A 14,152-nucleotide genomic window follows, 5' to 3' on the forward strand; every position below is an offset into this window, starting at 1 on the left:
TTAGAGCAGCGCAAGACCGGCCAGCGCAAGGGCGCAAAGCGCCATCGCGCGCTGGTAGAGCGACAAGGCGCGCGTCAGGTCTTCGGCGGCCGGGTCGGGGGCGGCGGCGTTCAGCCAGGGCTCATTGGTGGAACGACCGTCATAGCTGCGGGGGCCGGACAGGCGGACGTTCAGGGCACCGGCCATCGCGGCCTCGGGCCAGCCCGCATTCGGGGACCGGTGCCCGGGCGCGTCCTGGCGCATGATGTGAAGCGCGTGAAAGAACGCCCCCGAAGCCAGTGCGAAGAGTAGCCCGGTCAGGCGGGCGGGAAGCCAGTTCACCAGATCATCCAGCCGGGCGGCGGCTTTGCCGAAGGCCTCGAACCGGTCGTTGCGGTGGCCGATCATGGAATCCATCGTGTTGATGGCCTTGTAGGCGGCGATGCCGGGCAGACCCAGGATCAGGCCCCAGAAGACGGGGGCGATGATGCCGTCGGAGGTGTTCTCGGCCAGGCTTTCGGTGGCTGCCCGCGCGATGGCTGGCGGATCGAGCTGGGATGGGTCGCGCCCGACGATCATGCTGACGGCGTGGCGGGCGGCGGGCGTATCGCCGGAGGCCAGCGGGCGTGCGACGGCGGCCACGTGCGTGTGCATGGAGCGCATTGCAACCAGAGGCCAGGCCAGTACCGCGCCGATCAGCGCGCCGGTCCAGCCATCGGGCAGAAACGTCTGGACGAGCAGGGCGGGCAGGGCGGCGAGAAGGGTTATCCCGAGGACCGTCACGCCGCCGGCGATCAGACGCCGATGGCGGGCGCCGGTGTTCAGGCGATGCTCGGCCGCCGTGATCGCCAAGCCAAGCCACGTGACCGGGTGGCCGATCCGGGCGTAGAGCCTATCGGGCCAGCCGAAGGCGAGGTCGAGGGCCAGGGCGCCCAGCATCATCAGGGCGAAACTCATGGGCTGCCTGTCTCGAAGCTGAGAATGGCCTCAAGGCCCGCTTCCTGCAGGGCGGATGCGCCGTGCGGCGGGATGGTTCCCGGTGCGAAGATCAGACCGCGGGCGGACCCGGTATGCGCGCGGACCGTACCCAGGGCGCCGAGATCACGTGCGAGATCGGCCATCGGATCGGGCGGGCCACGGCGGGCGGTGCAACGGCGCGCGGAGTCCGAAGCCAGGGCGGCGACGCGGGGCAGGTCGCGTGCCTCGGTCGCCGCGGCCCATTCCTCGGCGAGGTCGGACACGTCGTCGAACGCCTGGTCCTGTGCGTCGGTACACACGGGCGCGCCCCACAAGCCTCCAAGGATCGCGGCACGGGGCGGGGCGGGCATGGTTCTGAGCACCTTGCCCGACCGGGAGGCCCAGAGGTGCTGATCGGGAGTGTCGAACATAAGGGGATCGGTGGCGCCCTCGACAGCGATGCAGGCGCTGGCCAGCCGTTCCGGCGTGCCGTCATAGCCCGCTGCCCTGGCGGCGGCGACCAGTGTTGCCGTCGAACCGCCTGCCCCGATGCCGAGGGCGAAATTGCGGGTGGCGCCGGGGAGGGTGCTTAGCCCGAGGGCGGCGGCAAAGCGAGCCAGTTGGTCTGCGGTGAACGGCAGGGCCTCCCCGGACGGGGCCGTGACACGCAACGGGGAACAGGCCAGGGTGATAAGGGCCACCGGCCCCGACGGGCCGTACCGCCCTTGAATCCATTCCCCGAAATGGCCGCAGACCGTGACATGCTTCATGTGCGGTTGACCTCGATCACCGAGAGCGGGCCGTCCGGGCCACAGCGCAGGCGCGTCACCGACAGGTGCGCCACCTCGAATGCCAGCCCGCCGGGGGCGTGCCCGGTCACGAAGCCGAGCGCGGCGCGGATCACGCCGGCATGAACGACCAGCGCCACCGGACCGTGCGCCGCGGCGTGGCGCCCATGCTCGATCAGGGCGGGGGTCACGCGCGCGCAGAGGTCGTTGAAACTCTCGCCGTTAGGCGATCGGTGCGCCGCTAGTGCCGCGCTGTCCAGGACGCCGATGTCGGGTAGCTGATCAAGGCCGAGGCCGTCATGCGTGCCGAAATCCTGCTCCCACAGGCGTGCGTCCTGCTCGAAGGGTCCGAAAAGCGCTTCGGCCGTTTGGCGGCAGCGTTGCGCAGGGCTGCTGATGACCTGCTTGATGGAGGCCAGCCGTGGTCTGAGCGCCGCAACCGCGGTGTCGTCGAGGGTGGCCGCGACATCGGTTCGGCCATAGAGGCGGCCGGGATCGGCCACGGGGGCGTGACGGATCAGGACAAGCTCTGGCCGGGGGGGCGCAACGGGTTCCAGGATGTCGCCTTTCAGCTTTCTTTTTTTCTCGAAAAGTGCTTTCCCACGCTGCAATGAAAAAGTCGATACTCATCACCGGGGGCGCGCGTTCGGGCAAGTCCGCACTGGCCGAGCGGATGGCTTTGCAGCCCGCCGGCCGGGCGATTTATGTCGCCACCGCGCGTCTGCACGCCGGCGACGACGAGATGGCCGACCGGGTGGCGAAACACAAGGCGCGGCGCGGCGCGGCGTGGGAGGATGTGCATGCGCCGACCGAACTGGCCGGGGCGCTGCGGGATACCGATGGCACGCTGCCGCGCTTGGTCGATTGCCTGACGCTGTGGCTGACGAACCTTATCCTGGATGACAGCGACTGGCGGGCCGAGACCGACAGGTTGGTCGAGACGCTGGCGGGACAGGCCGCGCCGGTGATCCTTGTCACCAACGAGGTGGGGCAGGGGATCGTGCCGGAAAACAAACTGGCCCGGCTGTTCCGCGATGCGGCGGGGCATGTGAACCAATCCGTGGCGCTGGCCTGTGACGAGGTGTGGCTGACCGTGGCGGGCTATCCGATGAAGGTGAAGCCGAATGACCATTCTTTCTGACGTCTCGTCGCTGGGCGAGGTGGCCGGGCTGGCCGGGTCTTTGCCCGTATCCGATGCCGAGGCCGCCGAGGCGGCGCTGGCGCGTCAGAACAGCCTGACCAAGCCGCCGGGCGCCTTGGGGCGGCTGGAGGAGCTGGCGATCTTCATGGCGGGGTGGCAAGGCACGGAACGGCCCGCCATCGCCAGCGCGCAGGCCCTGGTCTTTGCCGGCAATCACGGCGTCTGCGCGCAGGGGGTCAACCCGTTCCCGCAGGACGTGACAGCCCAGATGGTGGCGAATTTCGAGCAGGGTGGCGCGGCGATCAACCAGCTGTGCCGCGCGAACGGAGCCGATCTGTCGGTGATTGCGCTGGACCTGGACCGGCCGACCGCTGACATCACCGCCGGGCCCGCCATGTCGGAGGCCGAGACGCTGGACGCATTGCGCCGCGGGGCTGCGGCCGTCGATCCCGGTGTCAGCGTGCTGATCCTTGGCGAGATGGGCATTGGCAACTCGACCATTGCCGCCGCGATGGCCATGGGCGCATTTGGAGGAGTTGCGTCGCACTGGGTCGGCAAGGGGACGGGGTCGGATGACGCAGGGGTCGCGCGCAAGATCGACGTGGTGACACGCGCTTGTGCGCGTCATTCGGACGCCAGGGGTCTGGACATTCTTGCCCGGCTCGGCGGGCGGGAGCAGGCGGCGATCTGCGGCGCCGTGCTGGAAGCGCGGGCGCGGGGCATTCCGGTCATCCTCGACGGATTCATCTGCACGGCCGCGACCGTGCCGCTTTTCGCTGCCGACCGGCGGTTTCTCGACCATTGCCTTGTCGGTCATGTCAGCCGCGAGCCGGGCCATGCGCGGCTTTTGTCGGAATTGGGGATGCGGCCGATCCTGTCGCTGGACATGGCGTTGGGCGAAGGTTCGGGCGCGGCGATCGCGCTGGGCGTGTTGCGCTCGGCGCTGGCCTGTCACAACGGGATGGCGACCTTTGCCGAGGCCGGGGTGTCCGGTCAATGACCCTGCGTGCGCGCGTTGCCGAGCTTCAACTGGCGGTGATGCTGCTGACCCGGCTTCCGGCAGGGCGGATCGGTGACGACCCGCCGACGATGCTGGCCGCGCGGTGGGCGTTCGTGCCGGTGGGGGCGCTTGTCGGCGCCCTGACGTGGCTGGTTTTCAGTCTGGCAGCGGCGGCCGGAGCGTCCGAGCAGATTTCGGCCCTTCTGGCGCTGGGCGGGCTGGCGCTGGTCACCGGGGCGCTGCATTTCGACGGGCTGGCGGATTTTGCCGATGGGCATGGCGGCGGGCGCGACAAGGCGCACGCGCTGGAGATCATGCGCGACAGCCGCATCGGCAGCTATGGCGTGGTTGCGATTGGGGTGGTCGCGGCCCTGTGGGCAGTGTCCGTGGCCGACGCCGATCCCGGCATTTGGGCGTTCGTCGGCGCGGCCATGCTGAGCCGGGGGGCGATGGTGGCGGTGCAGGAGAGCCTGGCGCCGGCCCGCGCGGATGGTCTGGGGCGCAGCGCGGCAGGGCGCAGCAAGGCCGCGCGCGGGGTTCTGGCGGTTGTGGCGGTGGCGGCGCTGGTGGTTTCGCCCTGGGCGCTACTGGCCTGCGCGTTGGTGACGGCGGCCATCGGCTGGCTGGCGTGGCGCAAGATCGGCGGGCAGACCGGCGACGTTCTGGGGGCCGTGCAACTGGTCTCGGAAACCGCGATCTGGGTGGCGATGGCGTGCCTTTGACGGCCCTTTGGCCGGGCCGTCAGTCCTGCCAGCCCTCGTGCATGATCAGGTCATCGAGCGATATCCGCTGCCGCCAGCCCTTGGCTGCCAGTTCGGGCTGGTCGTAGAGCTGATCGACGTATCCCACGCAGAGATAGGCCACCAGCTCGACATGTTCGGGGATGCCGAGCAGGGCGGCGATTTCGCGGTGATCGAAAATGCTGACCCATCCCACGCCGATCCCCTCGGCCCGCGCGGCGAGCCAGAGGTTCTGCACCGCGCAGACGGTCGAATAGAGGTCCATGTCGCGGTTATGCGTCCGGCCCAGGACCACCTTGCCGCCGCGAGTGCGGTCGCAGGTGACCACGATATTGAGCGGCGCCTTGGTGATTCCTTCCAGCTTCAGCGACCGGTAGGTGGACTGCCGGTCGTCGGGAAACATGGCGGCGGCTTCCTCGTTGGCGCGGCTGAAGACGCGCTGCACTTCGGCCCGGCGCTCGGGGTCGCGGATCAGCAGGAAGTTCCACGGCTGCATGAAACCGACGGACGGCGCGGCATGGGCCGCTTCGAGAACCCGGCGCAGGGCGTCCTCGTCGATCGGGTCGGGCAGGAACTCGTTCCGCACGTCGCGGCGCGCGGCGATGATGTCATAGAGGCTCTGCCTTTCCTGCGAGGAAAAGACGCGTGCCGGGCTTGGCCTGGGTTGATCCGCCATGAGGGGCCTCTGCGATAGATGCGGCGAGTTTCGGGCGACCCTTTCGGAGGGCGATATCGTGTGAAAAGCGTCGGCAAGCGGCTTTGCTTTGGCTTCCGGCGCGGCGGTTGTCATGTCTATGTCAGAGTGGGGCGGGACTTTGCAAGCATGACGCAGATTGCGTGCCCGGGGCCGGCGGGAACCCTGGCCTTGCGGTTCGGTCGCTGGGTTCGAGATTCGCTTATTGTTATGCGTTGTATTGTTGACAGGTCGCAATGCTTGCTAGACTAACGGGGATGATCGGTTCCATTTCCGCACGGGATGGAGAACAGGGAACGCGGTGCGCCGGAAAACATTCGGCAATTCCGTGGCTGTCCCCGCAACTGTAGGCGGCGAATCAGGCTGAATACGTCACTGGAGCAATCCGGGAAGGCCAGCCAGACGATGAAGACCCGCAAGCCAGGAGACCTGCTGATCGCGACTGAAACCACAAGGCCTTCGGGTGTGAAGGCAAAGAGGTAGAATTATGAATGTAGAGACTGCAACAGCCACACAGACGACATCCGCCTCTGCGCTGGTTTCGGTTTTCGCGATTGCCGCGCTGGGCCTTGGTGTGATCTTCTTGGCAGGCCATGTGCAGGCCGGGACGCTTCACGACGCGGCGCATGACGTGCGTCACGCCACCGGCTTCCCCTGCCACTGAACCGATGTTCACGCGTCTGCTGACCAGCGCCCTGTTCGCTGGCGCTGCCGCAGGGTTGATTATCGCCCTGTTGCAGCTCTTTTTCGTGCAGCCGGTCCTGCTTCATGCCGAGCTTTATGAAGGCGGTGATCTGGTGCATTTCGGCACCGACTCGACCGTTTCGGCCACGCCGGAGCTGCCTGGCTTCGATGCCGTGCGGGATGGTTTGAGTATCATCTTCACGATGCTGATCTATTCCGGTTACGCGATGATCCTGGTGGCGCTGATGTCGCTGGCCGAGAGCCGTGGTGCGGTGATCAACGCGCGGGCGGGCCTGGTATGGGGTGTTGCCGGGTTCGTGGCGGTGCACCTGGCGCCGGGCTTTACCCTCGCGCCGGAGGTTCCGGGCGTGGCTGCGGCGGATGTCTACGAACGCCAGATCTGGTGGTTTGCGACCGTGCTGACGGCGGCGATCGCCATGTGGCTGATCGCGTTCAGCCGGAGTTGGGCCGGGTGGGGTGCCGCCGTGGTGCTGTTGCTGGCGCCGCATGTCATCGGTGCGCCCGAGCCCGAGGTCTTTACCGGGCCCGTTCCGACCGAGATCGGCGCCCTGTTCGCGTCGCGCGCACTTGGGATCGGATTGGCGGCCTGGGTCATGCTGGGGGCCTTCGCGGGTTTCTTCTGGTCGCGCGAAAGCGAAGCGACGGGCCAGGCGCAGACCGTCTGACACCGGCATATCATATTTCGGGCGCGTGCCGTGCGCGCCCGTTTTCTTTTCAAGCCTGAGGTCGGATTCGCCAATGGACCGTTCCATTCCAATGCTTCTGATCGGCCTCGTTTTCGGCGGGGGCATCGGGTTTACGGTCGCCGCGGCGAACGGTGTCGCCCTTGACGGTCATGATCATGGCGACCCGGCCCATCATGGCGGTCATGAGCAGCACGCCGGGGCGGCCATGCACGACCACGGCGACATGTTGTCGGTTCCGGCGGGCGCCGATGCGCCAAAGCTGGAGATCGAGGTGACGCCTGATCCGTCTGCCGGCTGGAACCTGCATATCATGACCGAGAACTTTCGGTTCTCCCCGGAAAATGCCAGCCGCGACCATGTTCCGGGCGAAGGACATGCCCATGTCTATGCCAACGGCGTCAAGCTGGCCCGGGTCTATAGTCCCTGGGTGCATCTGGACACCCTGCCCGAAGGCGAGGTGGAACTGGAGGTGGCGTTGAACAGCAACGACCATCGGCCTTTGGCCGTGGACGGTGCTCCGGTTGCGCAGACCGTCACGCTTGGCAACTGAGCGCGGGGACGCGGCCCACCAGACAGAACCGAAGCCTGCCGCAGGGCTGGGCGTCCTCGATCCAACCGTCCGGGGCGGCGAGGTAGGCGCGCAAGGTTGCGACGATATCCGCAGCGTCCTTCACCGGGTCGACCCCGTTGAAGAAATAGGTGGCCCGGCCAGGGCCCTGCATGGCCATGGAAACCGGGCTGGCGCAGCCGTTCATGCATCCGCGCTCGACGATACTCACCGCGTCTGACAGGCCTGAGGCCGCCAGTTCCTCGTGCAGGGGCGCAAGGTCCAAGGGGCCGCAGTTCTGACAGAAATGGACGGTGGCGGCGGGGGTCATCCGGTGTCTCGCATTGCTTACAGGCTTCGATGCATACAGATCCCAGCCTTCAGTGTCCCGGATTTTCCGGGTCGGCATCCGCATCGCCGCGGTCGAAAGCGACCGCCCAAGCGTTCAGCAACGCGCTGTCGCCGTGCTGGCGGCGCCATTGGCGGATCGCGTTGCGCAGGCCGGCCCGGGCCACGCGGGTGTCGGGTTCGACCCAGGTTTCGGGGTCACGTGCCTCGCGGAGCGCGGTCCACACGCGATGTTTCTGGTCGACGTAGTCCGTTGGGCCCCAATCGGACAACAGTATCTGGAAGGCCGCAAATGCCGCCTCGTCAAAGTCCTGGTCCTCGCCGAGGCGTCCCATGACGGGACTGTTCGGGTGAAAGCCGCAGCACGGCACCCAGCCGTCGGGAATGGGCGTGTTGGCGGAATGGGTCCGGTTGGCACGCAACAGCTTGGGCAGCACATGGGTGTGCGGCCCCTCGGGCGAGGTGCCGCCCGTGTCCGGTCCGCCGATCATCTGGTAGACCTCGACCCGGCCCAGGCAGGTGAGGGCCACGCGATGCGGATGCATCTTGAGGATCGCACCCATTGCCGGGTTGTCCTGTTCGAAAAGCGAGCGACCGGCGTTCGCGCGGAGAGTCTCGAGCAACGCGGGATCGGCTGTGCGGATGCAGAAATCGACCTGCGGCTGGGCGAGGCCCATGTCGAAGATGACTGCCTCTCGGTCTTCCTTGCGGATCGCATCGGTGTCGGGGCCGAGTTCGGTCAGAACATCGCGCCGGTTCATCGAAGCGGCGTCTTCGGGCAGGCAGAGCGAGACCGCCTGCGTCCAGCGGTGGGATTTGGGGCTGAGCGTTTCGTAGGCCACGGGACGGACGCCCTCCAGCGTGTCGATACGGATGCCGCCGCGCGATGTGACCTGCTGCAATGCCGATGCTTCGGACGCCGGGGGATCGCCCGCCACGTGGTGAAATTCTGCAATCGCGCCGAAAGAGCCCATGTTCCAGCCCGCGTTCGGGTCGTTCAGCCCTTCCTTCAGTACCGCTTCAAGATGTTGCATCGAACATTTCTCCTCTTGTGGCCAACCATTGGCGTGCGCCGTCCAGAACGGCGGAATAGACGGCGCGGCCCGTGGCTTCGCCGATTTCGGTGTGAAGGCCGGCATAGCGTGCCTGCCCCGGCAGCGCCGCGACGGCAAGGCAATCGGTTCCGGTCCCGGTGGCGCGACCGGGCGCGAGTGACAAGTCCACGTCCATCACCGCAGCCGTGCGCGCCTGAACCGCGATGCTCATGGCTTCGATAAGGGCGGCTTCGGCAAGACGGCGGTTGAGACGGAGTGCTATATTGATAGTGCCCCAGTGTTCGCCTTCAGGAGCGGTCCTGTGCCCCACGCGCTCGGCATTGCTGAGACCGACGGTCGCGACGGCCTGCGCCTCTGTCGCGCCGACGGTGGCGACGGCGTGGGTGAAGCTGCGAACATCGCGGGAGGTCAGAAAGGCCACGGCATCCTCGGCGTTTCGCGCGGCAAGCTCGGCTTGCAGCCAATCATGGGCCTCAAGGTCCGGTGTCAGGTCCGCATCGCGCACTTCGCGCCAGACGATGCGGCGCGCCTGAACGAGGCCGGGCCTGTGGACGGCCCAGCTCAGCACCTGCATGTCCTGTCCGAGGTCGAAGTCCAGCCAGGGGCGGTGGAGCGAGACGCGGTTCATCACAGCACCTTGAGCGGTTGGAACACGAAGCCGCTGTCGGTGTCCTGAAACCATGCGGTGACGCCGAAAATGTCGGCAAGGCGTTGGTCGGTCAGGACATCGGCGGGATTGCCGTCCGCGACGAGGCCCTTGTCGCCCAGCATGATCAGGCGGGTGCAGTGGCGGGCGGCAAGCCCCAGGTCATGCAGCGACACCAGAGAGGATTTGCCGGTCCGTGCCAGCGCCGCGAAGGTCTGCATGGTGGAAATCTGGTGGGCGGGATCCAGCCCGGCGATCGGTTCGTCGGCGACAAGCAGCGGGGTTTCCTGTGCCAGCGCCCGGGCGATCAGCACACGGGCCTGTTCGCCGCCCGAAAGCTGCGTGGCATCTCGGTGGCGAAACTCGGTCAGCTCCATCCAGTCGAGTGCGTCGTCGACGGCCTTGCGGTCATGGTCGCCCGGGTTCTGGATCGAGCTGAGATAGGGGGTGCGGCCCAGCATCACCACGGTTTCCACGGTTACCGGCCAGGCGATCTCGCGTGCCTGGGGCATCCAGGCGGCCTGTCTGGCGCGGGCGTTCTCCGACAGGGTGGCGAGGTTGCTGGAGCCGGTGAAGGGCAGCAGGCCGAGCGCGGCCCGCATCAGGGTGGTCTTGCCCGCGCCATTGGGGCCGATCAGGCCGACGAACTCGCCTGTCCCGATCTCGAAACTGACGTCGCGCAGCACATTGCGATTGCGCAAAGAGACCGTGAGGTTCTTGACGGACAGAAGGCTCATATCCGTTCCTTTCGCAGCTTCAGGATGAGATGCAGGAACAAGGGCGCGCCGACAAGGGCGGTCAGCACGCCAAGCTTGAGGTCCCGGGCGGGCAGGATGACCCGCACCGCGATGTCGGCGGCCGACACCATGGCCGCGCCGCCAAGTGCCGAGGCCCAGAGCAGGCGCGAGGGATGCGCCCCGACCAGGGGCCGAAGGAGGTGCGGGACAACGAGGCCGACAAAACCGATCGCGCCTGCGACCGCCGTACCCGCGCCGACCACGCAGGCAGTGCCTAGCACCAGCAGCAGGCGCAGGCGGACAAGGCGGATGCCCATGGCCGCCGCGGCGTCCTCGCCCAGCGTCATGGCGTCGAGGCCACGCCCCAGGCCGGCCAGAAGGGCAAAGCCCACGGCCATGAAGGGCAGGGCGAGCCACACATGCGTCATCGAGCGGTCGGTGAGCGAGCCCATCATCCAGAAGACGATTTCATTCGCGGCGAAGGGATTGGGCGAGAGGTTCAGCACCAGCGAGGTCAGCGCTCCGGCCAGGGCAGAGACCGCGATGCCGGCCAGGATCAGTGTCAGGGACGTGCCGCGCGGGCCGGCCAGCGACATGACCAGCACCACCCCCAGCAAGGCGCCCGTGAGTGCCGCCAGGGGAAGGCCGAGCGCGAACGCCCCCGCCATCCCGGTATGGATTGCCAGCACAGCCCCCAGCGCGGCAGAGCCGGAGACACCGATCAGGCCGGGCTCTGCCAGCGGATTGCGCAGGTAGCCCTGCATTGCCGCCCCGGCCAGCCCGAGGCTGCCCCCGATAAGCACGGCGAGGATGGCGCGCGGCAGGCGCACCTCGCGCATCACCAGCGTCAGGGGGCCGCCATCGCCCAGGAAAAGCGCCGACAGGCTTTGCCGGATGCCGATGCCGGCGGGGCCTATCAAGAGCGACGCGGCGAATAGCGCGACGACCACCAGCAGGAGCGAGAGGAACAGTGCCTTCATTGCTGGCTCCCGAAGAGGGCTTCGCGATCGGCGGCAAGCTCCTCTATGGCGCGGAGCACGTATGGCGTGCCGCAGACCCAGTCGCGATCGGTGATGCTGGCCCGTTCGCCCGTCCGGCGCAGCGTTTCGATGACGGGGTGGTTCATGATCGCCTCGGCGCGGGACTCGCCGGGATAGGGCTGCGAGGTGATCACCAGATCGGGGTTCGTGACCGCCAGCACTTCGAGCGGGATCTTCATGCCCGATCCGTACCCGGCCTCTGCCGCGGCGTTGGCAAAACCCGCCGTGGTCAGGATCTGGCCCGCCAGCGTCTGTTCCCCCGAGGTGTAGCCGTTGGCGTAGAAAAGCACCGCACGGGGCCGCTGCGCCACGTCGGCCCGCAGGTTGGCCAGACGCGTGTCGAAGTCCGACACCATGGCTTGGGCCGTATCCTCGCGGTGCAGCACCTCGCCCATCTGCAGGATGCGGTCGCGCACATCGTCAAGCGACGAGGCGGGATCGAACACGACGACCGGGATATCCAGCCGGCGCAGCATTTCCACGGTGGCGCGGGCCGAATAGGCACCCGCGATCACCAGGTCCGGCTGCATCAGGTAGACCTCTTCGGCGAGACCGTGATTTATGACGTACTCTTGTGCCTCCTCTGCCATGGCCGAGGCGCGGGGGTCCGCCGCGAGATAGGTCACCGAATGCAGCTGACCAGGCTCTGCCAGCATCATGGCCAACTGATCGGTGCAGAGGTTCATGGAGACGACGCGGCGCGGCGCCTCGGCCACGACCGGACTGGCCCCGCACAGCAAGGCTGCGAGGGTCAGTCCGGCAAGGGCAGTGGGAAGACGCAGCGACATCATCTCAGAAGGTCGCCGTCAGGCCGAAGAACGCCGTGCGGCCAGGGGTCTCGAAGCCTAGGACCTCCTGGTAATTTTCGTCGGTCAGGTTCTCGATCCGGCCATAGATCTCGACGCTGTCGGTCAGCTGGTGCCGCAGGCCGACATTGACAAGCGTGTAGTCCGGCAGGGTCACCGCTACGGATGGGTTGGGAAATGGCGGAAAGAACGAGTCGACATTGTTCGCCACGTGCTGCACGTCCATGGTGAAGCGCGTGCGGTCATCCGGGAAATCGTAGCCAAGCTGCAAGAGCACCTCGTGTTCCGGGCGACGGACCTCGGTGCTGCCGTTGGGGTTCTCGGCGTCCAGCCACGTATAGTTCCCCCCGAGGTCGAGCCGCGCGTTCACCTGCCAGGTCGCACCGATTTCCACGCCTCGGCGTTCACTTTTGCCGGCCTGGTTGAAAGGTGTCAGGCTACCGGTTCCGGGATCGACGGTGGACGAGATCTCGTTGGTCAGCTCGTCATCGAAATAGGTGACGTCGATAAGGCCACGGCCGCCCAGGAACTGTTGCTCGACGCCGATATCCCAGCCTTCGCTCTGCTCGGGTTCCAGGTTGGGGTTGCCGATGAAGTTGTTGGAAAAGCCGAACTGTTCGAGCATGGTGGGGTTCTGGACGCCGGTGCCGTAGGAAGCATGCAGTCGCGTGGTCTGGTTGGACAGCTTGTATGACACACCGACGGCGTAGGTCGTGAAATCCTCGAATTCGTCGTTGAAATCATGTCGGACGCTGGCCTGCACATCAAGACTGTCGGTCAGGTTGCCCTGGTATTCCGCCACGAGAGCGGTCTGCTCGCGCGTCTGCTTGATCAGCTGGCTGGGTGCGAAGACGAAGGCGGGGTTGTTGTTGACGAAGGTTTCCCGCTCCCACTCGGCGCCGAGGGTCAGGATGTGGCGGGCGGTATCGACCGTGCCGCCATCCAGCGCGACGCTGCCCTTGTAGCTGATCTTGTGCCGTGTCTCTGTGGTGTCGCCCGACTGCGCGCCGGTGCCGTTGAAGCGATCGGTCTGGATGTCCGCGAAGGACAGGTCGAGCCGGTTACGAAAACGTCCGCCGAACGTGTCGAGCACGGCGTAGATCGAACCGAAGGTCTCGGCCGTATCGGAACCGGAAAAGTCATCGACGAGGATCTGCCCGGCAGGTGTGAGCGCGGTGTAGATCTGGCCGTCGAAGTCCGAGTCGCTTTTCACGTGCCGCAGCGTGCCGCCGAAGGTCAGCGTCTCGGTCGCGTAATACTGAACGTTGAGGTTGTAGGTTTCATTGAGATCGCCGTCGTCCTCGCCGTTCAGGCCGGACACGTCATAGCCGCCGGTATCCCGGCGCGTCGCGGAAAAGCTGAGCGCCAGTTTGTCCGTGCGCTGCCGCAAGGCCAGGCTGACTTGCGTGGTCTCGTCGGTGCCGATCTCAAACCCGGCCTGCCCGCTGAAGCCCGGCTCGGTCGCGCGCTTGGTGGTGATCGAGATCACGCCGCCGATGGCGTTCGAGCCGTAAAGCGAGGATTGTGGCCCGCGCAGGACCTCGATGCGCTCGATGTCGGCGCTGAGTAGGCCACTGAAATCGTATTCGCCCTGGCTGGGCGAGGCCACCTTGACGCCATCAATGATGACCAGCGTGTGGTTGCCCTCGTGGCCGCGCATACGGACCTGGGTCAGGCCGCCGGCGGGGCCGGTCCGCGAGACGGAAACGCCCGGCAGTGAGCGGATGAGATCGACGGCGTATCTTGAGCCGCGATCCTCGATATCCTGTTCGGTCAGCACGGTCCCGGCGCGGCCATAGGCGCTGCCTTCAATCGGGGTCAGGCCGCCGGAGACAAAGATCGTCCCGAGGTCATAGGGCGTGTCCTGCGCAATGGCGGGTTGGGTGAAAAGGGCAGTGGATGCCGCAAGTGCGGCTTTGAATGAGCGTGACATGGCATGCCCCTCCGGATCTCGCTTGACGCGATGGCTGTTGGTTTGGCCTTTGGAGGGGTGACTCCGCAGACGGTGATGACGTCACCGCTACGGAAAGTCCGTTGTCGAAACGCGCCCCGCGTTCGGACAGGGTGATCACCTCGGCAGGTCTCCTGACTTGCGGGTCAACACTTGGCCGGGTCTTCCCATCATGCACAGCATGACAGTGACATGGTCCGGCTTCGCTCTCCGCCTACAGTTGCGGGGGCAGTTGCGGAATGGACGCCTTGGGCGTCGCACCGCATTCCCTATTATCCCGCCGGCAAACCGCCGGGAACCGAAGTGAATCGATGCGTAAAGGATGGAAAGGT

General features: G+C 66.7%; 17 protein-coding genes and 2 riboswitches. Of the genes, 6 read left to right on the forward strand and 11 right to left on the reverse strand.

Features of this window, described 5'->3' with window-relative positions:
• The 3 genes from cbiB to RBB31_RS14375 are packed head-to-tail and all read right to left on the reverse strand — an operon-like array spanning window position 1 to window position 2,335.
• Window positions 1–936, reverse strand: coding sequence for an adenosylcobinamide-phosphate synthase CbiB (gene cbiB, locus RBB31_RS14365; RefSeq protein WP_306129990.1), 936 nt, complete (start codon window positions 934–936; stop codon window positions 1–3).
• Window positions 933–1,706 carry a hypothetical protein gene (locus tag RBB31_RS14370; RefSeq protein WP_306129991.1) on the reverse strand — a complete coding sequence of 258 codons (774 nt, stop codon included), beginning with the start codon at window positions 1,704–1,706 and terminating at the stop codon, window positions 933–935. Before RBB31_RS14370 ends, cbiB begins: the two co-directional genes overlap by 4 nt.
• The gene (locus RBB31_RS14375; protein ID WP_306129992.1) at window positions 1,703–2,335 is read right to left on the reverse strand and encodes a histidine phosphatase family protein; all 633 of its coding nucleotides are present in this window, start codon (window positions 2,333–2,335) and stop codon (window positions 1,703–1,705) included. Before RBB31_RS14375 ends, RBB31_RS14370 begins: the two co-directional genes overlap by 4 nt.
• On the opposite strand from RBB31_RS14375, the gene cobU reads away from it, so the two are divergent.
• Genes cobU through RBB31_RS14390 form a run of 3 tightly spaced genes read left to right on the forward strand, consistent with a single transcriptional unit; the run spans window position 2,335 to window position 4,587 of the window.
• Window positions 2,335–2,865 (forward strand): bifunctional adenosylcobinamide kinase/adenosylcobinamide-phosphate guanylyltransferase, encoded by a 531-nt coding sequence (gene cobU / locus RBB31_RS14380; RefSeq protein ID WP_306129993.1) that lies wholly within the window; start codon window positions 2,335–2,337, stop codon window positions 2,863–2,865. The genes RBB31_RS14375 and cobU overlap by 1 nt on opposite strands.
• A complete protein-coding gene (gene cobT, locus RBB31_RS14385) occupies window positions 2,849–3,865 on the forward strand; it encodes a nicotinate-nucleotide--dimethylbenzimidazole phosphoribosyltransferase (protein ID WP_306129994.1) in 1,017 nt (338 codons plus the stop codon). Before cobU ends, cobT begins: the two co-directional genes overlap by 17 nt.
• Window positions 3,862–4,587 carry an adenosylcobinamide-GDP ribazoletransferase gene (locus tag RBB31_RS14390; protein ID WP_306129995.1) on the forward strand — a complete coding sequence of 242 codons (726 nt, stop codon included), beginning with the start codon at window positions 3,862–3,864 and terminating at the stop codon, window positions 4,585–4,587. The genes cobT and RBB31_RS14390 overlap by 4 nt, the downstream gene beginning before the upstream one ends.
• Window positions 4,588–4,606: 19 nt before the next feature.
• Here the strand turns inward: RBB31_RS14390 and bluB are convergent, their stop codons facing one another.
• Window positions 4,607–5,281: a 5,6-dimethylbenzimidazole synthase gene (gene bluB, locus RBB31_RS14395; protein ID WP_306129996.1), complete on the reverse strand. Its 675-nt coding sequence runs from the start codon at window positions 5,279–5,281 to the stop codon at window positions 4,607–4,609.
• Window positions 5,282–5,544: 263 nt separating this feature from the next.
• Window positions 5,545–5,751: riboswitch (cobalamin riboswitch) on the forward strand.
• Between the two features lie 35 nt (window positions 5,752–5,786).
• Between bluB and RBB31_RS14400 the strand changes: the two genes are divergently transcribed.
• The 3 genes from RBB31_RS14400 to RBB31_RS14410 all read left to right on the forward strand — a co-directional run bounded on the left by RBB31_RS14400 (window position 5,787) and on the right by RBB31_RS14410 (window position 7,240).
• A complete protein-coding gene (locus tag RBB31_RS14400) occupies window positions 5,787–5,963 on the forward strand; it encodes a CbtB domain-containing protein (protein WP_306129997.1) in 177 nt (58 codons plus the stop codon).
• 4 nt (window positions 5,964–5,967) lie between these two features.
• Window positions 5,968–6,669 carry a CbtA family protein gene (locus tag RBB31_RS14405; RefSeq protein ID WP_306129998.1) on the forward strand — a complete coding sequence of 234 codons (702 nt, stop codon included), beginning with the start codon at window positions 5,968–5,970 and terminating at the stop codon, window positions 6,667–6,669.
• Window positions 6,670–6,742: 73 nt separating this feature from the next.
• Window positions 6,743–7,240, forward strand: a complete 498-nt coding sequence (locus RBB31_RS14410) for a hypothetical protein (RefSeq protein ID WP_306129999.1) — start codon at window positions 6,743–6,745, stop codon at window positions 7,238–7,240.
• Here the strand turns inward: RBB31_RS14410 and RBB31_RS14415 are convergent.
• Genes RBB31_RS14415 through RBB31_RS14445 form a run of 7 tightly spaced genes read right to left on the reverse strand, consistent with a single transcriptional unit; the run spans window position 7,224 to window position 13,802 of the window.
• Window positions 7,224–7,568, reverse strand: a complete 345-nt coding sequence (locus RBB31_RS14415; protein WP_306130000.1) for a DUF1636 family protein — start codon at window positions 7,566–7,568, stop codon at window positions 7,224–7,226. The two genes, RBB31_RS14410 and RBB31_RS14415, sit on opposite strands and share 17 nt — an antisense overlap.
• Window positions 7,569–7,617: 49 nt before the next feature.
• A complete protein-coding gene (locus tag RBB31_RS14420; protein WP_306130001.1) occupies window positions 7,618–8,619 on the reverse strand; it encodes a hypothetical protein in 1,002 nt (333 codons plus the stop codon).
• On the reverse strand, window positions 8,606–9,268 hold the full coding sequence (locus RBB31_RS14425; protein WP_306130002.1) for an adenosylcobinamide amidohydrolase: 663 nt from the start codon (window positions 9,266–9,268) through the stop codon (window positions 8,606–8,608). Before RBB31_RS14425 ends, RBB31_RS14420 begins: the two co-directional genes overlap by 14 nt.
• On the reverse strand, window positions 9,268–10,023 hold the full coding sequence (locus tag RBB31_RS14430; RefSeq protein ID WP_306130003.1) for an ABC transporter ATP-binding protein: 756 nt from the start codon (window positions 10,021–10,023) through the stop codon (window positions 9,268–9,270). Before RBB31_RS14430 ends, RBB31_RS14425 begins: the two co-directional genes overlap by 1 nt.
• A complete protein-coding gene (locus RBB31_RS14435) occupies window positions 10,020–11,003 on the reverse strand; it encodes an iron ABC transporter permease (RefSeq protein ID WP_306130004.1) in 984 nt (327 codons plus the stop codon). Before RBB31_RS14435 ends, RBB31_RS14430 begins: the two co-directional genes overlap by 4 nt.
• Window positions 11,000–11,851, reverse strand: a complete 852-nt coding sequence (locus RBB31_RS14440) for an ABC transporter substrate-binding protein (protein WP_306130005.1) — start codon at window positions 11,849–11,851, stop codon at window positions 11,000–11,002. Before RBB31_RS14440 ends, RBB31_RS14435 begins: the two co-directional genes overlap by 4 nt.
• Before the next feature lie 4 nt (window positions 11,852–11,855).
• The gene (locus RBB31_RS14445) at window positions 11,856–13,802 is read right to left on the reverse strand and encodes a TonB-dependent siderophore receptor (protein ID WP_306130006.1); all 1,947 of its coding nucleotides are present in this window, start codon (window positions 13,800–13,802) and stop codon (window positions 11,856–11,858) included.
• 124 nt (window positions 13,803–13,926) lie between these two features.
• Window positions 13,927–14,138: riboswitch (cobalamin riboswitch) on the reverse strand.
• Between the last annotated feature and the right edge of the window lie 14 nt (window positions 14,139–14,152).

Source organism: Roseovarius sp. MMSF_3350, from assembly GCF_030733425.1.
GTDB lineage: Bacteria > Pseudomonadota > Alphaproteobacteria > Rhodobacterales > Rhodobacteraceae > Roseovarius.